We start from the raw sequence: 18433 nt of genomic DNA, 5'->3' as shown, positions 1-18433 counted from the left end.
ACATTGTTAGCCCGTGAATTATTTTTTAGCATTTATTAACTTTTATATAAGAAAGATTAAGAAAATCTTAATTATTTCTCAGAAATAATTACATTTGTTTTTTTCAACATAAATTATCATTTAATGAACCAACTTTTCAGAAGAAAGCAATACTCAGATACAGACACATCAACGAATCTTTTAAGGGTTTTAGGAACCTGGGACATCGTATTTTTTGGTATTGCGGCCATTATTGGAGCGGGCAGCTTCAGTAGTTTGGGTGAAGCCGTTTTCAGAGGCGGTCCCGGTGTTATTCTTCTCTATTTGATCTGTGGTTTTGCTTGTGGTTTCACAGCTTTATGTTACGCTGAGTTTGCAAGTAGGATTCCTACGGCAGGCTCTGCTTATACTTATGCATACGCAAGTTTTGGTGAATTAATTGCGTGGGTCATCGGTTGGGCTTTGATTATGGAATACTCTTTCGGAAATATTTATGTTGCCTTTTCATGGTCTGATTATTTCACCAGCTTTATCGAGCGTCTTGGGATGCATATTCCTGATTATCTTACCTGCAGTTACACAGAAGCTAAAAAAGCTTTTACAAACGGATCTACAAATAAAGAACTCATCAACGCATGGGTAAATGCACCATTATTAGGAAGTTTAAAATTCATCGTCGATATTCCGGCGCTGGTTATCAACGGATTAATTACGTGGTTGTGCTACCGTGGAGTGAAAGAAAGCAAGAACTTCAACAACTCTTTGGTTATTCTAAAATTAGCAGTGATCGTTTTGGTTATTCTGGTTGGTTTTTCATACATCAATACTGAAAATTGGACTCCCGTAAGTATCGAAACTGGCCAACCTTCTTTTATGCCGAATGGCTTTGCAGGAGTAATGAGTGCTGTTTCAGGAGTTTTCTTTGCTTACATAGGATTTGACGCATTGAGCGTACTTTCTGAAGAAACAAAAGACCCACAAAAAACCTTACCTAAAGGAATGATCATTTCTTTGGTTCTTTGTACCGTAATTTATATTGCCCTTACTTTAGTCTTAACGGGAATGGTAGATTACAGAAAGTTTGACGGCATCGGAGATCCACTATCATTTATATTTGAAAAGACGAATGCCAATGTTGCATGGATGGAATTGACGGTTTCTTTCGTGGCAATTGTCGCAATTACAACTGTTCTATTAGTTTTCCAAATGGGACAACCTAGAATCTGGTACGCAATGAGCCGTGACGGATTGATGCCTAAAAAGTTTCAGGATGTACATCCAAAATACAAAACGCCTTCATTTGCAACGATTGTTACCGGTATTGTAGTGGGGGTTCCTATTATTTTCACCGATAAAACTTTTATCTTAGATTTTACAAGTATCGGAACTATTTTCGCCTTTGTATTGGTTTGTGCAGGAGTTTTAATGCTTCCAGCAAAAGAAAAGATCAAAGGTAGATTTCACCTTCCTTATATTAACGGAAAAATTATTTTCCCTGTTATATTTATTGGTTCATTGGTAGGATTCCATTATTTCCAGCCGGAATTTTTTGATCATTTAATGGAATGGAGTGATCCTAAAGAAGGAGAATTCAAAGCTTCTATTTTCTTTTTCATCTTAATTAATCTTGGGCTTTGTGTTTTAGCATTTATTAAAAATTTATCCTTAATTCCATTAATTGGTTTAAGTTCTTGCTTATATCTTCTTACCGGAATGAGCCATGAAAACTGGTTTTATTTCGGAATTTGGTTCGCTGTAGGTTTGGTTATTTATTTCTTTTACGGATATAAAAACAGTAAGCTGAGAAATGCCTAATTGATCCATGAAATATCTTTTCTTCTTCGTATTTTTAGCCTTTATCGGTTGCAACAAAACAAAAGTTGAATCGGAAAATTTGGAGACAAATAAAATTCCGTACAAAGAGTTTTTAGTTTCGATTAACAAAAAGTCTGAAGAAGATAAGAAAAAATATCTGTTTACATTTATCAACTATGATGTTTCAAATTACTGGACCTCTACTCCATGGTCATTTAACGGAACATCGAGGGAGCCACAGAAAGGAACAATTGCTTGCGGATATTTTGTAACCAATACGCTGACTGATTTTGGTTTTGATATTAACAGAACTTATTTAGCGCAACAAGCTTCGTCAGTGATGATAAAAAAGCTTTGCAAAGACATTAAATATTTCAGCAAAAGACAAGATTTAGATAAGTATATTTTAAGTAAAGATAAAAATCAGGTGTATATTGTCGGCTTAGATTTTCATACCGGATTTATTACCAGGGAAAATAAAGACACCTATTTTATTCATTCTAATTACATCAAAAATAAAGGTGTCGTAAAAGAATTTACACAAACATCACAAGCTTTGAATGCTTCAAAAACTTTTATGATTGGAACTTTAAACTATTGACATTTTTAATTTTCTTAACTTAAATAAACTTTGTTTATTCTTTTTTAAACATTGAGAAATTAAGAAATAACATCATAATGAACAGTTTAAGAAATCAATAAATTGATTTTGATGAAAGTTTATTAAGCACAATTCTCTGAAAACCTTAACTTCTTAATGTTAAAAAATTTTTTGTGGAAATTTAAACAGCTCTAATAATTGGCGAAATTATTGCTAAGGTTCTTTAGGAACTTTAAACTATAATGCCATGTCTGAAAGAATCAAAACATATGATGAGTTCTATGAGTTTTACCTCGGTGAACACAAGAAATTGGGAACCAGGATTTTTCATTTTCTGGGAATTCTATCTGTTTTTCTCGTCATTGGTTTTGTAATATATACTGGTAAAGAAAGATTCTTATGGTATATTCCGATATTTGGATATGGTTTTGCTTGGCTCAGTCACGCTTTTATTGAAAGAAATAAACCTGCAACTTTCAGGTATCCGCTTTGGTCTTTAATGTCTGATTTTAAGCTGTTTTTTGAGCTTTTAATCGGAAAACAGAAATTTAATGGAAAACAATCCTGAATTTTCTTTGGCACAAAACTTGTAAACCAACCCCCAAATTATATGAAGTTATGAAAAATGCGAAACTCTTCCTAAAAGGAACTTTACTAGTATCGTCTTTATTTGTTTTATCACAATGTAAGCCGATGCCCAACTCAACAGCAGAAAATGAAAAAACATTTATTGTAGGTCCTGAAACAGCAGATTGCACAGGAGTTGCTCCTATGAAATGTCTTCAGGTAAAAGAAAAAGCATCTGATAGCTGGCAAAATTTCTATACCAACATTGAAGGTTTCACTTACGAACCGGGATATGAATATGTTTTAAAAGTGAAAACAGAAAAAATCGAAAATCCACCAATGGATGCTTCTTCAATAAAATACACTTTAATAAAGCAGGTTTCTAAAACCAAAAAATAAAAAAATCCCTTTCAATTAATTTTGAAAGGGATTTGTATTTTGATGATTAAAACGACGATCCTTCAAAACCTTTGTTTTTTGGAGGATTTTGAGGCTGTGTTTTATTCGTTTCTTCCATTTTTTGCGTTGCCGCCATAGAAACAACCAAATCATTCAGCATAGAACTTGCTGCTGTTGGAGAATTAGGCAATAGCACTAAATTACTTCTGTTGTTTGCTCCAATAGAACTCAATGTATCATAATGCTGCGTAACAACGATTAATGCAGAAGCTTCCTGCGCATTGATATTGGCTGCATTCAGCATTTTTACAGATTCTTCCAATCCTTTTGCAATTTCTCTTCTTTGATCTGCGATACCTTGCCCTTGCAATTTTTTAGATTCAGCTTCAGCTTTTGCCACGGCAACAATTCTAATTCTTTGTGCTTCAGATTCGTATTCAGCAGCGGTTTTTTCACGTTCTGCAGCGTTAATCCTGTTCATAGCGTGTTTTACCTGTTCGTCCGGATCGATATCGGTTACCAAAGCTTTAATAATGTCATATCCATAACTTTGCATCGCCTCCTGCAGTTCATTTTTTACCGCATTGGCAATATCATCTTTTCTTACGAAAACATCATCTAATTTCGTTTTTGGAACCTCTGCACGTACCACATCAAAAACATAAGATGTAATCTGATTTTCAGGATTTTCCAGACGATAATAGGCGTCTTTTACATTTTCTCTGATGACCTGATACTGTACAGAAACTTTCATTTTAATGAAAACATTATCTAAAGTTTTAGTATCAATCATCACATCCAATTGCTGAATTCTAAGGTTCAGACGTTTTGAAATCTGATCAAGAAACGGAATTTTCAAATGTAAACCGGCGTGGCTCACTTTCAAAAATTTTCCTAATCTTTCTACAACAGCCGCAGATTCCTGCTTTACCGTAAAGAAAGAAGCGAATAATGTGACAAGTCCGAAAAAGACCAAAATACCTACATACACCATATTTGTTTTATTTATTTATGAATTTCTTAAAGATAATTTATTTATTTGAAATAACATATATTTAAATCTTAAATAAAACATCATGAAAATCACTTTTATCATTCTGCTGTTCGGTCTTTGTAGCATAAAAGCTCAAAATAAACTCATGTATTATCCAAGATTGAATGGCATTTATTTATCTAGTAAAGACAGTGATTACAATGATTTTATTTATGCTAAGAAAAATTTGGTTGCCGAACTCTCAAAAATATCTCAAAAAACGTTCTATTCCAATTACGGAGTCAGCACTTCGCCAAGTGGTCATGGTGCTTTCACGGGATTAGATCTGGTTCCGCTTTTACAGACTTACGAAAACTTTTTTGTTCCCGGTTTCACTTTAAAATTGTTGGGTGATAAAGAAATTCACATTCCACTTACTTACACAGAAAGCTTCCCAGAAGATGAAAATGGCAAAACAGAGGAAATGAAATCGAATCTACAACTCAATAAGCCAGATAAAATTGCACTTTTTATTCCGCTGCAACTTCTCCATGCAACGGGTGAAAGTAGTGAATGCAACGGCGAATTTTATTTTGACAGAATTGAAACCGTTATAAAAAGAGAAAACTACGCTTCCTTTACGATTGATGGAAAATTCTCAAAAGAATTCCATCTCAAAAACTGGCAGATTAACAGCTTAAAGATAAGCACTTTAATCTTTGAATTCAAAGATAATCAATTGATGATTAAAGCTATTTATTCTACGCCAGACCAATCTAAAAATGAAAGCGTAATTTTCACTACGCCATTCATTCTTTAATTATTTTTAAATTTTACATCGTCATCCCGATATCAATTCCTTTTATTTTTCGATAAAGGTCAGTTGCGTAATTATCGGTCATTCCAGAAACAAAATCGATTACCCCCAAAGTTTTCTGGTAATCGCTCCCCTCTTCATATATAAATTGTTGAGGAAGAAGTTTCAGCGCCATTTTGTCGTAAGATTTTCGCTCATCTTTTGCTTTTAAAACTGATGGAATAAAATGATCCAGCAATTCATACATTACGTTGTAGCCTGCATTTTCTATCTCTACAACCGCCTTATGATTGTAAATTTTTGCAATAGAATATTTTTCTATTTCTTGTAAAGCTTTATTTCCGTCCCTGTAAATATCAAGCAACCCTTTATCTAAATTTCCCTGCAAAATTGTGGTAAAATTCGTTTTAAAACTCTCAATCGACTTATTGATCAGAGCATTGATAACTTTAGCTCTTAGATAAGAAACTCTTTCATTATCATTAGAAATTGCTACCAACTTATCTTTTACTTTTTTAATATTTTGATTTTCAGATTCAATAAGATCTAAGAAAAGGTTTTCGCAGTCTGAGCTTGAAATAATCCCCAATCGATGAGCATCTTCCATGTCAATAATATTGTAGCAGATATCATCAGCAGCTTCTACCAACCAAACAAAAGGATGTCTTTTGAAGATATAAGGTTCATCATTTTCCTGGATCAGATTAACACCTTTCGCTATTTCCAGAAAAGTTTCTTTTTCATTTTGAAAAAAACCAAATTTCTTTCTGTGAACAATTCCTTTTTTCTTGGCAACCGCTTCACAAGGATATTTTGCAATACTTGCCAGTGTCGTAAAAGTCAACTGAGCTCCTCCAAAATCTTTTCCCTGTTGCTGATGTGCCAAAACACGAATAGCATTGGCGTTTCCTTCAAAATTAACCAAATCAGCCCATTCTTTCTCTAAAAATTTAAATTTAAGATCATTTTCATTTTTATCAAAATAACTGGCAATTGCATCTTCACCCGAATGTCCGAAAGCGGGGTTCCCCACATCATGACAAAGACAGGCTGCAGCAATTACATTTCCTAAATTATGGTTGTAAAAATTCTTTGAATCTTCTGTAAGGTCACTTTTAAAATTTTCAGCAATAAATTCGCCGATCACGCTTCCTAAACTCCTTCCAACAGAAGAAACCTCTAAAGAATGTGTAAGTCTATTATGTACAAAAACACTTCCCGGAAGTGGAAAAACCTGCGTTTTATTTTGTAATCTTCTGAAAGCCGAAGAAAAGATAATTCGATCAAAATCTCTCTGAAAATCTGTTCTTGAAGCTGTAGTATTTGGATTATTACCGGTACGCTGACTGGTAAAAATTTGGTTCAAATTCATCATTTTTCAAAATTAATTCAATTTTTACTTTTAAAGGAATAATATTTGAGTTTTTCTTTAAAAACCAACTCATGCCTGAAGGTCCTACAATTGTTTTAATGAAAGAAAATCTGCAAAAATTTGTAGGTGAAAAGGTAATTGAAGCTGATGGAAGCGAAATCCCTAAAGCTCCCGAAATAAAAGGAGAAATTCTGCGTGAAATAAAAACTTTTGGAAAACAAACTTATTTAATCTTTGATACAATTATTTTCAAGATCCATTTATTGATGTTTGGCTCTTACAGTTTGTATAAAAGAAAAGATATCGAAACGCTACGATTAGGACTCACTTTCAAAGATGGTGGAATGTATTTTTATACGTGCTCGGTAAAAATTGTGGATGAAAGTTTTCTTAAGAAAATCGATTGGGAAGCTGATGTGATGAGCGGCAAATGGAATCCAGAAAAAACTGAAAAAGTTTTAAAAGAAGATCCTAAAATGATGATTTGTGATGCCTTGATGAACCAGGATATTTTTTCAGGAGTTGGAAACATCATTAAAAATGAAGCTTTATTCAGAATTGGAATTCATCCGGAAAGTCTGATTGGAAATTTACCTCCAAAAAAATTAAAGGAGATCATTTCAGAAGCAAGAAATTACAGTTTCGATTTCAAAAAATGGAAAAAAGCGAATGTCTTGAGTAAACATTTTCAGATCTATCATCAGAAAAACTGCCCAAAATGTGGTGAAGAGGTTATTAAACAAGATACGGGAAAAGGAAAACGCACAAGTTTCTTCTGCGAAAACGACCAGAAACTGTATTAAAAATCATGTTTTTAAGAACAAAAAAATATTCTAAATTTATAAAACCTTAATTACATGAAATGACCGACAATAAATGGCTTGACCGATGGAACGAAAGATACAGCAATGATGAATTTGCTTATGGAACACAACCCAACAATTATTTAAAAGAACAACTGCAAAAACTGGAAACGGGTTCTGTTCTTTTTCCTGCAGAAGGTGAAGGTCGAAATGCTGTTTTTGCCGCTCAACTCGGATGGAATGTTTCTGCTTTTGACATCAGTTCTGAAGGAAAAAATAAAGCATTACAACTGGCAGAAAACAACAACGTAGAAATTGATTATCAAGTTGGCGAATTGCAAAATTTGAACTTCCAGAAAGAACAGTTTGATGTCATTGCTTTAATTTACGCTCATTTTCCTGCGGATATTAAATCTTCAATCCATAAAATGTTAGATACATATTTGCGTAAAGGAGGTTATATTATTTTTGAAGCTTTCAGCAAAAAACATTTAGATTTTGTCTTAAAAGACGAAAAAGTTGGCGGTCCGAAAGATATAGAATCTCTATTCTCAATTGATGAAATGAGATCTGATTTTCCGGAATATGATATTATTGAATTGGTGGAAACAGAAATAGAACTTAATGAAGGGATTTTTCACAATGGTACAGGCTCGGTAATTCGATTTTTAGGAAAGAAAAAATAGAACATTTTAGAAACATTCTATTTTTGAAAATTTAGACCTCCAAATTTAGTGAGCCTCCCGAATAAGCATTGAAAAATGCAGACCTGTAGACTTCACCCAAAGGAATCTCAGATTCGTCGATGTAAATATTATGATTATCAAAAGAATCGATTACATTTAAATTAACCACAAAAGATTTGCTTACTCTGGAGAAAATTTCTGCCGGAAGTTTTTGATGAATGGTCTTAAGATTCATCGCCGTGATCAGCTTTTGAGTCTTTGTATGGATAACGACATAATCTTTTAAACCTTCGATAAATTTGATCTCATCAAAATTGAGCTTATAAAATCTTCTGTCTGCTTTGATGAACAGAAACTCTTTGGTATTCGATTCAACCGTATTTTTCACCGTTCCTTGTGAAAGTAACTGATGATAAAGAATTGCTTTTCCAATTGCTTTTTCCAGGCGGGTTTTTTCTATTGGTTTTAACAAATAGTCGATGGCATCGAGCTCATAGCTTTTCAAAGCATACTGAGAATATGCCGTTGTGAAAATTACCAGACATTCTTTGGGAAGCATTTTCGCAAATTCTAAACCCGTCACCAAAGGCATTTCTATATCCAAAAAAATAAGATCGACAACATTGGTTTTTAAAAACTCTAACGCTGCAGGAGCATTGGAAAATGTTCCTAAAATATTGATCTTTGAAACTTCAAGGATCAACGACTGCATTTCTGCTTTTGCCAAAGGCTCATCATCTACAATAATACAGTTCATACAGGAATTATTAGATTTACAATATATTCGTTTTTGGTGGAATTGATCTCCAGCGTAAAAGTATTTTTGTAAAGCAGCTCCAGTCTTCTTTTGATATTCACCAATCCAAGTCCGCCATAAATAGTTTCGGGAATTGGAAACTCTGAATTTTGAGAATTTCGGCATTCAAAGTGAAGAGTTTTATCTTTAATTTCGATATTTACTTTCACATAAGATTCTTTTCCACTGATATCTACACTGTGTTTGACGGCATTTTCTACAAACGTGGTAAATAAATTAGGCGGAATGAAGGTGCTGTTTAAAGTTCTTTTATCGGTTTTGCTGTCGATATAAATTTGGAAATCTTCTCTTCTTATTTTTTCAAGGTTCAGAAAATTAGACAAAAAATCAATTTCGGAAGTGAGTAACGTTTTTTCTTCGTTGTTTTCATAAAGTTGGTAACGCAGAAATTCTGATAACTTCATAATGACAACGGTTGCTTTTTCAGGATCTGTTCTTATCAAAGCTTTCACATTATTCATCATATTAAATAAAAAATGTGGGTTGATCTGATTTCGCAATTCATTAAGTTCCATTTTCAAAGTCAGATTGCTCAGTTCTACAATTCTCTTGTTATCTTTTGTCCATTTCTGAATAAGTTTCACCGTTGTACTCACCAAAATAATAGGAATACAGATCATAATTCCTTCATAAAGCCCACCTCTTCGGGCATCATTCTCCAGACCTTCAATTTTATATTCTGCAAAGAAGATCTCAAAACAGTTCCCGATTAAATTAAGACCGACAATTCCCAAGGTGAAAAGCAATAAAAAGTAAATTACATAACGGGTTTTAAAGAAGAAAAGCGGCACCAAAACATAGATATTAATATATGCCATCCCAATCAACGATACAAAAACGAAAAGCAAAACAAAATATCGGTATCCTTCCTTATACCAATGCCAAAAATCTGCGAAGTACAGAAATATAAAGAAACAAATCGCCGAAACAACGTGCCTCAACAAACGGTAACGATCTTCCACCAGAAAATCGATCACCATCGTATCGTTTAATTCTTTAGTCTTACAATTCATTAAAATATCTGATCTTGTTAATTGTAAACAAAAATAACTAATAACGTCATCAAACAGCATATTATTATACAAACCCTGCACTTTATTATACAAAATTTCAAAACGTGGTATTTGGTAGAATTTGTAAGGCAGTTGGTATAAAAAACCAATTCCCAAAGCCTTTTCTCTATTCCTTTGTCTTGTAAAATTTATTCAAGACATGGAATTAAACGTTTTTCAGAAACTCACCGAGCAAATTACACAGGAGTGTTATTTTATGACCGATTCTCAGCAGGAAGAAAAAGTCATCCAATTGATCGATCTGCATCACTTTATAGCATCTTACAATGAAAGCCTGAAAGTGATCGATTACATCCATCATCCAATCAACATCATCGAAGAAAATGGAGAAAAAAAAGGGGTCTTATTTTACGATATGAAGCATTCTCATGCTTTGGATATTTATGAATCTGAACTTTTTAAAAGCCATCATCAGATCCAGGAATTATGGTTTGTTTTTGTAGAGGAAGAAAATGCTTCAAAAGCTGAAAAGTATATGGATTTTATTCAGCTAAATGCTATAGAAACTTTTTATGACAGAATATTTATGTTCAATTTTTTTCAGTCTACCATCAACGCCATCAAGTAAATTTTTATGATCCTATTTAAAAAGAATTTCATCACTTTTGCACTTATTCCTGTTGCAACAATTGTTTCAGCTCAAAAAAGAGACAGTATTCCGCATAAAGTAGTTGCTTTCGTGACCGATAAATTTCCTCAAGCCCGAGATTTAAATATCGAATTTACCCAGGTTACGCCTTATCAATTTTCACCTGAACTTTATGGAAGCGATCTACCAGAAAATAAGATCAAATCTTTTCAACAGGTAAAAGCGAATGCCAATGTTTATTTTATTAAAAACAGAAAATGGATGTTGAGTGGATCATTAAATTATCGCTTCACTTCTGTTAATTCAGAAAACAACATCAATATTTTCTCCGATGAAAATACCAATAAAGGTAATTTCCATTATCATTCTGAGGCTGTTAATGTTACTTATTTTTCAAAACTTTTTAATAAAATAGCTATTTATTCTGCCACCGCTTCTGTTGATGGAAGCAATCAGCATTTTGAAAGAATTAGAGGAATGATGACCGGAAGTTTGGTTTTAAAAGCCAATGCAAAAACTAAAATGACCTTGGGTATCGCTGTTTTAATAGACCCAAGTACGCCAATTCCTGCGTTACCGATTTTTACTTATGAACATAAATTTGATAATGGCTGGGTTGCAGATATTATTTTACCAAAGAAAGTTTTGGTGAGAAAAGATATTTTTTCAAACGGAAGAATTTCATTTGGAACTGAGATGGATACTACTTCTTTCTATCTTTATCCGTCAGGAAAAACATATGAATTCAGGCAATTGGAGATCAATTCCGGAGCAATTTATGAACATCATTTAGGTGGAAATTTTATCGGAACATTAAAAACAGGACTCAGAGCAACACCAAATTCAAGGATTTTTGAAAAGAAAGAATCTCAGAAAGATTATATTTTTGAATCCAATGCAAAACCATCTTTTTATTTCAATGTAGGACTTTCTTACAACCCTTTTGGAAAACCAAGAACAAAATGACATAAAAATTGAATGCAAAAATGTCAGTTTTTAATGTTTCTAACATTTAATATGCTTTACATTCTATTTCCTTGATATTGTCAACCTGAAAACAACAAATACAAAAACATTAACAGATTCTTAATTTTTTATGAATTAAATAATTAAAAACAAAAACATTTTACACCTAAAGCAATCAATCCATTAATACTAAATTCACCTAAAAACACATCCTCACACTCATAAAACACTGATATACATCATAACAATTCAATTTGGCACGTCATTTGAAAGTTGTAATATTGCAATTATAAAATTCGCAATAAATAATTAATAATTTAAAAATTCAAAAATTATGATCGCTTATATTGGTATCGCTACATGTGCAGTTATTGTTACTTCTTATTTTGTAACAGCTAGAAAAGAAAGAAACTAGTTTTTAATAAACACGTTCTTTTATTTAACAAATTTCAATTAATATTTTTTTTTATGTTTGCAGTTCTAAACTGCCGCTCTTTTACTCAACCGGAGTAAAAGAGCCGAAAACATAAAGCAATGACTACCCTACTCGAGAAACTTCAAACATTACTTTTTTCAAATCTCGGCTTAGTCATTTCCAATCTATATCAAGAGCAGGAATCCAAAGAATATTTTGGATGCAACTTTCAGCTCAACTCCTTTCAAATTAAATTCAGAAAAGCCAAAGTAACCCCGACAAAAGTTGGTCAGTTCGTCACTTTATGGAAAAGAAATCCTATTTCTAAAGAAACAGAACCTTTTACTTCTGAAGACACTTCCGATTTTTATTTAATTCTAAATGAAACATCTGAAAATTTCGGGCTTTTCCTTTTCACGAAAGAAGTTTTAATTAAAAATCAAATTCTCAGTACAAATTTAAAAGACGGAAAACGAGGTTTCAGAGTCTATCCGAACTGGGATATTCCACAAAATAAACAGGCAACGAAAACTCAAAACTGGCAAGCTCAATTTTTTATCAACTTTGCTGATGAAAATTATGTTGAGAAGTTTGAAGCTATTTTGAAATCTACAGCTCAGTAAAAATTACATTTTTTCTCTCGCAGATCTTTCTGATCGAGCAGATTTAAAATGCTTTAAAATAAACGAATTTAATTTGCAAGAATTTGAAAAATAAAAAGAAGAAATTGTTTTTCAGACTCATTTAAATAGGCTTCAAAATTTTAAATCAATTATCTTTGCAGATTAATATAAATGTTCAAGAAATATGAATCTGTACAATCTCATTATTCAGGATAAAGAAGCTGTAACGCTGGATGAAGTTTATCTTGAACCTCAAAATAAGCAACAATTTGTACAGCTCATCAAAGAACATACTTATATCAAAGAACTTCAGGAATATGGACTTCCCCTCAATAATAAAATACTTCTGGAAGGAAGTTCCGGTTGCGGAAAAACGATGACCGCAAAAGCGATTGCCAACGCATTAGGAAAAAGTATTATCATCTTAAATTTGAGCAACATTGTTTCATCTAGGATCGGGGAAACTTCTCAAAACATCAAAATGATCTTCGACAAGGCTGCAAGAGAAAGATCGGTTCTTTTTCTGGATGAACTCGACCAGATTGGAAAAGCCCGCGGAAGTGATGATAAAGATGTTGGTGAAATGCGAAGACTCGTTAATACTTTAATTCAGCTGATTGATTATTATCCCGAAAATGCACTTCTATTGTGTGCTACCAATCACGCAGAAATTATTGATACCGCCATCATCAGACGTTTTCAATTAAAGATTAATTACAAAATACCTTCAAAAGATTTTCTTGATGAATATTACGACCATCTTTTATCCCAATTTCCAGAAGAATTGAAAAATATTAAAAGAAAATATGAAATCTCGTTTGCAGAAGCGAAGGATTATACTTTTACAGTGGTGAAAGGGAATTTGATTGAAAAGTTGGAAGCCAAAAATTCAATACTTCTATAAATATTGAGATAAAGATTTTTCTTTTAATGTTGATTTAAAATTGTTTTGAATTAGATAATTATTTACTTTAGCGTAATTAGTTTGGATTGACGTAATGCGTGAAGCCAAACGTTAGCGGTCAGCTTAAAAGACGACACAGGAATAAACAGTAACGCAAGACAATTAAATATGGATAAAGTTGAAATTCCTTTGAGTAAGACAAAACTACTTCTCGGTATTGGTGGTTCAATTCTGTTTGTAACATTAGGACTTTACTTCATTACGACAATGGCAGACCAACAAACAAGGTTTAACCCGTCAATCTTAAAAGGTATTGGTGTTGCCAGTATTCTATTCTTTGGTGCGACTGGTATTTACGGAATAAAGAAAATGTTTGACAAAACAACTGGGTTGACAATTGACGAAAACGGAATTTTTGACAATACAAATGCTTCAAGCGTTGGACTCATAAAGTGGGGTGACATTACAGCAATAAAAACAGAACAGGTTGCCTCGACAAAATTTTTGTTGATTTACACTTCAAATCCTGATTTTTATATTGACAAAGTAAAAGGCTATAAAAGGAAACTAATGGAAGGAAACAATAGAATGTATGGAACGCCATTATCAATTACTTCCAATACTTTAAAATATAACTTTAACGACTTGGAGAAACTAATAAATGACGGACTTGACGAACAACGAGAAAGAAAGCCGAACCGCTAACAAGGGTTTTGCAATAGTGGGGCGAAACTGCAAAGTTCAAGGCTATTTCTTCGATTGAACTTTTGTGCAAAATTGAAGAGTTGAGCTTCGATTGCCGACCATCGCAAAGCCCCGAACAGCTATCTGCAAGCAAATCTAAAAATATGATTACAAAAGATTTTTATAAAGTTTCATTTTCATTATTATCGTTTTTAATTGCTTTTTTCATTACAATATATGCACATAATGACAATAACATATTGCTTTTTTTAGTTCCAATTTTAATCACAGGAATGTTTATTCCTGTAACTATTGCAATATTTAAAGATGGAAATTTTAAAGCAAATTTTATAAAAAGTTTAAAATATTCTTTCTTAATAAGTTCTTTAATATACATCAGCGGGTATGTATTTTTTGCATTACAACCTTTATTCTACTAAAAATGAAAAATTTATTTAAGATATTATCAATAACTATATTAATCCCTTTAATAGTAATAAATTTCTTTTTTGGTAGCGCAAATTTGATTGAAGGAAAAAATTTCTTTTTTCCTTATGCTGATACTGAATTTTCTGCAAGTTATACACCTAAAAAATTTGATAATATAAAAAATGGACAAACAATAGATGAAGTAGATAAAATTCTTGGTAAACCTCTTTATAAAAATATAGACTCACTTAATAACAGTATTGAATATGTTTATACAAATGATGGAAAATTAATGAAAAATAAAAGAGAGGGAGATTTGGCTTGGTATTATTCAGCAATTCAGTTTGACAATAAGAAGAAAGTTTCTAAAATAGAAAAACACTGGGTTTTTGATTAAAAATTCTGCCTGCAAATAACATTGTATTGGTAAAATGCGGGGTTAAGTTTAAATTGAAAATTTCGTCAAAATAATCCGCATTTTTTTAATTGGTGAATTTGAATAACTTAGCAAAATAAAAAAGTTTTTTCTACGTCTCGTCTTTCTTGAACTTACGTCTTTCGAAAGTCCGAGCTTCACAAAGTCTTTTTTTGTTATCAGAAATTTAAACAAACACTCGCCACAAATGAAATTTATTATATTTTTTCTTGGAATATCTACCTTATGCTTCTCGCAAAAATTTAGTTTTATTTACGAAACAAAATACAAACTGAATTCAGAAAAACCAGATGATGTTAATTCCGATTATATGATTTTGGATTTAAAAAATAATAGTTCAATTTTTAGAGAATCACAAGACAAAAAAACAGATTCAATAAAGTTGAATAATGGAAACGGAAGGTATAATATGGGTGTTGAAAACCAATTCTATGTCAAAAAGAATCTTGCTCAAAAAAGAATTGAAAAAGTAATAACCTATTTGGGAACAGATTATCTTCTTCCAATTGATGAAATATTAAATTGGAATATTACTTCGGAACAAAAACTCATTGGAAAATATAAATCTCAAAAAGCAGAAACCAATTATGGAGGAAGAAACTGGATTGCCTGGTTTACTACAGAATTACCTTTTGCAGATGGCCCCTATATTTTTAACGGTTTACCTGGATTGATCGTTTCTATTCAAGATTCAAACAACGACTATTCATTTAATTTGATAGAAGTCAAGAAAGGCGGGAATATTTTTGACGCACGAACAAAAACAGTAAAAATTGACTGGAAAAAATATGAAACTCTTGCAAGATCATATTTTAATGACCCATATGATGTAAATTCAAAACTGAGAATGGGAAAAACAGTTACATTTACCGGTCCGAATGGTGTTACAATGGATATTTCAATAAAGAGTAAAGAAATGCAAAATAGTATTTTGCAAGACAATAATCCAATTGAGTTAAATCGCAAAATAAACTACCAATAAAGACTTCTGCTAACAAAATTTTTATGCTAGGCGTATTGAAACTTTTTTCCATAAATTTAGCATCAGTTAAGAGTTTAGCGTTGGTGTCAAGACTAGAAACGTTAGCAGATACTTTAGAAAAACCGAACAATGAAAAGAATTATACTTTTATTATTTACACTTCTTAGTACAACATTAAGTTATTCACAAAATCTTTATCCAGAAAAATATAAAGATTGTAGTTTAACAAGTTTTTGTCTTGATTGCGGAGATACAAAAGCCGAGCCTCCAAAAAATCTAATGAATGAATTATTAGATAAATTTGACAAAAAGAGTTTGAGCAAGATAAAAGGAATCATTGAAGTACAAATTCTAATTGACGAAAATGGAAAATCTTGTTTATTAAGTTCAGTAAATCAAACAAATATTTCATCAAAAAAATTGGGTTTACAGAATGCTATAAACTCTACATCAAATTGGAAATCTGCTATTTCAAAAAATAAAAAAACAAATAGTTCTGTTTCTTTAATTATTGAATTTGAAAATTCTAGTTTTTCTGCAAAACGCAGAGTTTTTGACTTTAAAAATCAGTCAAATGCAAAATCTGTCGGAAGCCCAGAGGTAAAAGGTACAGACAAAAACAAACTTTCAAAAAGTTGGTCTGTATTTACTCAACAGAATTCAGAATTACCTTGGGATATGACAAGAGCAGTTACAAACGATTTAGACAATAATATTTGGATTGGAACAGACAATGGAATTGTAAAAATAAATAATGGAAAATGGGAACATTTTAATTCAAAAAATACATCTATCTCTTCTCCTGCTTATAATAAAAGTGAAACACAATCTGTACGAAATTTAGAAGTTGATAAAACCAACAATAAATGGTTTGTTGCTGGCTGGGATGTTTACAGATATGACAATAAAAACTGGACAAAATATGACTCAATAAATTCTCCAATAAATTGGGCTCGAAAAATATTTGTTGACCATTCAAATAATGTATGGTTTACATCTTGGGATGGTGTAGCAAAATTTGATGGAAAAAATTGGTCAGTAATCAATAAGCAAAATTCTAATTTGCCAACTGATAAAACTCTTGGTGTGTATGTTGATAAAAAAGATAGAATTTGGATTGGAACTTTTGAAGGAAACGTTATTATTGAAAACGGAGTAACAAAATTATTAAACGATAAAAATTCACCTTTATCGAAAGCCTACATTTCAAAAATCTATGAAGACAAAAAAGGATTTTTTTGGTTTGATTTATACAATGACAAATCTGATGAAGCGGGAATTTATGTGTTAGATTTACAAGGAAAATGGACAAAAATAAGTCACCCAAATCCTAAAATGTTTAGTGAAAATGCAATCAATGATTTTTATTTAGACGAAGAAAGTAATTTATTATGGATAACATTAAACGGAGTTGGTGTTCTATGTTACGATACAAACTCAAAGAAATGGGAAACTTATACAAATGAAAATTCAAACGTTCCAAGCGTTCATTGTGAGAGAATAACAAAGGACAAAGATGGTTCAATTTGGATTGCCACTTATGCTGGAGTAATTAAACTTAATCAATAAAAAAACATCTGCTGCTAACAAAGGTTTTCCAAAAGCGGTGCAAAAAGCAAAATTAGAAATCGAATCTTCACACAAGAAAAACCCAACAACCAAAAATTTCCAAGAATACACTTCGATACACGCATCAAGTTGTTCGGATTACGCTTCAACTATTTAGTTTAAACAATCAAACAATTCGTTAGGTGGTTCAAGTATTAAGAATGAAGAGTAAACCGTTACGAATAGGTAATCAAGCATTTCGAAGAGCCATTCAACCATTTCGAAGGAGCAATCAAGTACTTCGAAGAGTCATCCAAGCAGTTCGAAGAGGCAATCAAGTACAATTCACTACTTTTCAACATCTTACAGCCTTTTCCAAAAATTAATGCAAAAAAAATTATGACAATACAATTGATCTATGCAATAAACCAAGTCATAAAATTTGGGCTTGAGCCTAATTTAACAATCAATAAGAATGAAAGGGACCTATTACTTGAAAGATCTTTAATAAATATTTATAGTTTATATTTTGATATTAACTACGAGTATGACGATGCGGACTACAAAGAATATAACGAATACAAATATGCAGACATAAGAAAGAATGTTGAGCATAATTTCCCCGACTTTGGTTTTTATACTAATGCTCTGGATATTTTAAATCTTGAAAATAAAGATAACTTTGGATTGGGTGATGCTACAGACGATTTAACAGATATTATCCTTGATCTATTACAAATAAAATGGAGAATAGAAAACAATAGCCCGAATGATGGGCTTTGGTATTTTCAGTTAATTTTTCACGGTCATACACAGCAACATATTATTGACTTATTAAATTATCTTAAACAAAGAAAATGAAACCATTTTTTCACTCACGAAATAAAATTGATTAAAAACTGGAAATACATCAATAAAAAAAGGATTTCAAAAATTTGAAATCCTTTTTACGTAT

21 protein-coding genes are annotated in these 18433 nt (G+C 31.9%); 16 read left to right on the top strand and 5 right to left on the bottom strand.

What is annotated here, in order from left to right; genetic code table 11:
* Positions 1 to 123: 123 nt before the first annotated feature.
* The 4 genes from AB671_RS04925 (at position 124) to AB671_RS04910 (ending at position 3361) form a co-directional block, all read left to right on the top strand.
* Complete coding sequence (locus AB671_RS04925; RefSeq protein WP_066677344.1) at positions 124 to 1794, top strand: APC family permease; 1671 nt, start codon at positions 124 to 126, stop codon at positions 1792 to 1794.
* 79 nt (positions 1795 to 1873) lie between these two features.
* The gene (locus AB671_RS04920) at positions 1874 to 2395 is read left to right on the top strand and encodes a hypothetical protein (RefSeq protein WP_157444129.1); all 522 of its coding nucleotides are present in this window, start codon (positions 1874 to 1876) and stop codon (positions 2393 to 2395) included.
* A 247-nt stretch (positions 2396 to 2642) separates the two neighbouring features.
* Positions 2643 to 2963 (top strand): DUF962 domain-containing protein, encoded by a 321-nt coding sequence (locus AB671_RS04915; protein WP_066677340.1) that lies wholly within the window; start codon positions 2643 to 2645, stop codon positions 2961 to 2963.
* A gap of 50 nt (positions 2964 to 3013) precedes the next feature.
* A complete protein-coding gene (locus AB671_RS04910; RefSeq protein WP_066677338.1) occupies positions 3014 to 3361 on the top strand; it encodes a DUF4377 domain-containing protein in 348 nt (115 codons plus the stop codon).
* A gap of 46 nt (positions 3362 to 3407) precedes the next feature.
* On the opposite strand, the gene AB671_RS04905 is transcribed toward AB671_RS04910, so the two are convergent.
* Positions 3408 to 4355, bottom strand: a complete 948-nt coding sequence (locus tag AB671_RS04905) for an SPFH domain-containing protein (protein ID WP_157444128.1) — start codon at positions 4353 to 4355, stop codon at positions 3408 to 3410.
* An 82-nt stretch (positions 4356 to 4437) separates the two neighbouring features.
* Here AB671_RS04905 and AB671_RS04900 point away from each other — a divergent pair, with 82 nt between their 5' ends.
* Positions 4438 to 5154: a hypothetical protein gene (locus AB671_RS04900; protein ID WP_157444127.1), complete on the top strand. Its 717-nt coding sequence runs from the start codon at positions 4438 to 4440 to the stop codon at positions 5152 to 5154.
* Between the two features lie 13 nt (positions 5155 to 5167).
* Here the strand turns inward: AB671_RS04900 and dgt are convergent, their stop codons facing one another.
* A complete protein-coding gene (gene dgt, locus AB671_RS04895) occupies positions 5168 to 6523 on the bottom strand; it encodes a dGTP triphosphohydrolase (RefSeq protein ID WP_066677373.1) in 1356 nt (451 codons plus the stop codon).
* Between the two features lie 71 nt (positions 6524 to 6594).
* Between dgt and AB671_RS04890 the strand changes: the two genes are divergently transcribed.
* Both AB671_RS04890 and AB671_RS04885 read left to right on the top strand, forming a co-directional pair.
* Positions 6595 to 7326, top strand: a complete 732-nt coding sequence (locus tag AB671_RS04890; protein ID WP_066677336.1) for an endonuclease — start codon at positions 6595 to 6597, stop codon at positions 7324 to 7326.
* Between the two features lie 59 nt (positions 7327 to 7385).
* Entirely contained in the window at positions 7386 to 8012 is a 627-nt protein-coding gene (locus tag AB671_RS04885; protein WP_066677335.1) for a class I SAM-dependent methyltransferase, read from the top strand.
* Positions 8013 to 8043: 31 nt separating this feature from the next.
* On the opposite strand, the gene AB671_RS04880 is transcribed toward AB671_RS04885, so the two are convergent.
* Both AB671_RS04880 and AB671_RS04875 read right to left on the bottom strand, forming a co-directional pair.
* Positions 8044 to 8769: a LytR/AlgR family response regulator transcription factor gene (locus AB671_RS04880; protein ID WP_066677333.1), complete on the bottom strand. Its 726-nt coding sequence runs from the start codon at positions 8767 to 8769 to the stop codon at positions 8044 to 8046.
* Positions 8766 to 9842 carry a sensor histidine kinase gene (locus tag AB671_RS04875; RefSeq protein WP_066677371.1) on the bottom strand — a complete coding sequence of 359 codons (1077 nt, stop codon included), beginning with the start codon at positions 9840 to 9842 and terminating at the stop codon, positions 8766 to 8768. The genes AB671_RS04880 and AB671_RS04875 overlap by 4 nt, the downstream gene beginning before the upstream one ends.
* A gap of 199 nt (positions 9843 to 10041) precedes the next feature.
* Between AB671_RS04875 and AB671_RS04870 the strand changes: the two genes are divergently transcribed.
* The 5 genes from AB671_RS04870 to AB671_RS04850 all read left to right on the top strand — a co-directional run bounded on the left by AB671_RS04870 (position 10042) and on the right by AB671_RS04850 (position 14104).
* Positions 10042 to 10470 carry a hypothetical protein gene (locus AB671_RS04870; RefSeq protein WP_066677331.1) on the top strand — a complete coding sequence of 143 codons (429 nt, stop codon included), beginning with the start codon at positions 10042 to 10044 and terminating at the stop codon, positions 10468 to 10470.
* 6 nt (positions 10471 to 10476) lie between these two features.
* The gene (locus AB671_RS04865; protein WP_066677329.1) at positions 10477 to 11457 is read left to right on the top strand and encodes a hypothetical protein; all 981 of its coding nucleotides are present in this window, start codon (positions 10477 to 10479) and stop codon (positions 11455 to 11457) included.
* A gap of 534 nt (positions 11458 to 11991) precedes the next feature.
* Positions 11992 to 12495 carry a MepB family protein gene (locus AB671_RS04860; protein ID WP_066677328.1) on the top strand — a complete coding sequence of 168 codons (504 nt, stop codon included), beginning with the start codon at positions 11992 to 11994 and terminating at the stop codon, positions 12493 to 12495.
* Between the two features lie 184 nt (positions 12496 to 12679).
* A complete protein-coding gene (locus tag AB671_RS04855) occupies positions 12680 to 13399 on the top strand; it encodes an AAA family ATPase (protein ID WP_066677327.1) in 720 nt (239 codons plus the stop codon).
* 168 nt (positions 13400 to 13567) lie between these two features.
* Positions 13568 to 14104 (top strand): STM3941 family protein, encoded by a 537-nt coding sequence (locus tag AB671_RS04850; protein ID WP_066677326.1) that lies wholly within the window; start codon positions 13568 to 13570, stop codon positions 14102 to 14104.
* Positions 14105 to 14264: 160 nt separating this feature from the next.
* On the opposite strand, the gene AB671_RS04845 is transcribed toward AB671_RS04850, so the two are convergent.
* Positions 14265 to 14480, bottom strand: a complete 216-nt coding sequence (locus tag AB671_RS04845; protein WP_066677324.1) for a hypothetical protein — start codon at positions 14478 to 14480, stop codon at positions 14265 to 14267.
* Between the two features lie 45 nt (positions 14481 to 14525).
* Here AB671_RS04845 and AB671_RS04840 point away from each other — a divergent pair, with 45 nt between their 5' ends.
* The 4 genes from AB671_RS04840 (at position 14526) to AB671_RS04825 (ending at position 18339) form a co-directional block, all read left to right on the top strand.
* Complete coding sequence (locus AB671_RS04840) at positions 14526 to 14909, top strand: outer membrane protein assembly factor BamE (RefSeq protein WP_066678090.1); 384 nt, start codon at positions 14526 to 14528, stop codon at positions 14907 to 14909.
* Positions 14910 to 15135: 226 nt separating this feature from the next.
* Entirely contained in the window at positions 15136 to 15930 is a 795-nt protein-coding gene (locus AB671_RS04835; protein ID WP_066678092.1) for a GLPGLI family protein, read from the top strand.
* Positions 15931 to 16059: 129 nt separating this feature from the next.
* Positions 16060 to 17499, top strand: coding sequence for a hypothetical protein (locus tag AB671_RS04830; protein ID WP_066678095.1), 1440 nt, complete (start codon positions 16060 to 16062; stop codon positions 17497 to 17499).
* Positions 17500 to 17877: 378 nt separating this feature from the next.
* Positions 17878 to 18339 carry a hypothetical protein gene (locus tag AB671_RS04825; RefSeq protein ID WP_066678097.1) on the top strand — a complete coding sequence of 154 codons (462 nt, stop codon included), beginning with the start codon at positions 17878 to 17880 and terminating at the stop codon, positions 18337 to 18339.
* Positions 18340 to 18433: the final 94 nt, after the last annotated feature.

The sequence above is a fragment of the Chryseobacterium sp. BGARF1 genome (assembly GCF_001677955.1).
Classification (GTDB): domain Bacteria; phylum Bacteroidota; class Bacteroidia; order Flavobacteriales; family Weeksellaceae; genus Chryseobacterium.
The sequence above is the reverse complement of the archived record's forward strand: the minus strand, read 5'-3'. Positions and strand labels throughout refer to the sequence as shown.

Excerpts from the sequence above, each read along its gene's own strand:
- AB671_RS04925 (WP_066677344.1), top strand. The coding sequence starts at position 124 with ATGAACCAACTTTTCAGAAGAAAGCAATACTCAGATACAGACACATCA.
- AB671_RS04915 (WP_066677340.1), top strand. The coding sequence starts at position 2,643 with ATGTCTGAAAGAATCAAAACATATGATGAGTTCTATGAGTTTTACCTC.
- AB671_RS04910 (WP_066677338.1), top strand. The coding sequence starts at position 3,014 with ATGAAAAATGCGAAACTCTTCCTAAAAGGAACTTTACTAGTATCGTCT.
- AB671_RS04905 (WP_157444128.1), bottom strand. The coding sequence starts at position 4,355 with ATGGTGTATGTAGGTATTTTGGTCTTTTTCGGACTTGTCACATTATTC.
- AB671_RS04900 (WP_157444127.1), top strand. The coding sequence starts at position 4,438 with ATGAAAATCACTTTTATCATTCTGCTGTTCGGTCTTTGTAGCATAAAA.
- dgt (WP_066677373.1), bottom strand. The coding sequence starts at position 6,523 with ATGAATTTGAACCAAATTTTTACCAGTCAGCGTACCGGTAATAATCCA.
- AB671_RS04890 (WP_066677336.1), top strand. The coding sequence starts at position 6,595 with ATGCCTGAAGGTCCTACAATTGTTTTAATGAAAGAAAATCTGCAAAAA.
- AB671_RS04885 (WP_066677335.1), top strand. The coding sequence starts at position 7,386 with ATGACCGACAATAAATGGCTTGACCGATGGAACGAAAGATACAGCAAT.
- AB671_RS04880 (WP_066677333.1), bottom strand. The coding sequence starts at position 8,769 with ATGAACTGTATTATTGTAGATGATGAGCCTTTGGCAAAAGCAGAAATG.
- AB671_RS04875 (WP_066677371.1), bottom strand. The coding sequence starts at position 9,842 with ATGAATTGTAAGACTAAAGAATTAAACGATACGATGGTGATCGATTTT.
- AB671_RS04870 (WP_066677331.1), top strand. The coding sequence starts at position 10,042 with ATGGAATTAAACGTTTTTCAGAAACTCACCGAGCAAATTACACAGGAG.
- AB671_RS04865 (WP_066677329.1), top strand. The coding sequence starts at position 10,477 with ATGATCCTATTTAAAAAGAATTTCATCACTTTTGCACTTATTCCTGTT.
- AB671_RS04860 (WP_066677328.1), top strand. The coding sequence starts at position 11,992 with ATGACTACCCTACTCGAGAAACTTCAAACATTACTTTTTTCAAATCTC.
- AB671_RS04855 (WP_066677327.1), top strand. The coding sequence starts at position 12,680 with ATGAATCTGTACAATCTCATTATTCAGGATAAAGAAGCTGTAACGCTG.
- AB671_RS04850 (WP_066677326.1), top strand. The coding sequence starts at position 13,568 with ATGGATAAAGTTGAAATTCCTTTGAGTAAGACAAAACTACTTCTCGGT.
- AB671_RS04845 (WP_066677324.1), bottom strand. The coding sequence starts at position 14,480 with ATGTATATTAAAGAACTTATTAAGAAAGAATATTTTAAACTTTTTATA.
- AB671_RS04840 (WP_066678090.1), top strand. The coding sequence starts at position 14,526 with ATGAAAAATTTATTTAAGATATTATCAATAACTATATTAATCCCTTTA.
- AB671_RS04835 (WP_066678092.1), top strand. The coding sequence starts at position 15,136 with ATGAAATTTATTATATTTTTTCTTGGAATATCTACCTTATGCTTCTCG.
- AB671_RS04830 (WP_066678095.1), top strand. The coding sequence starts at position 16,060 with ATGAAAAGAATTATACTTTTATTATTTACACTTCTTAGTACAACATTA.
- AB671_RS04825 (WP_066678097.1), top strand. The coding sequence starts at position 17,878 with ATGACAATACAATTGATCTATGCAATAAACCAAGTCATAAAATTTGGG.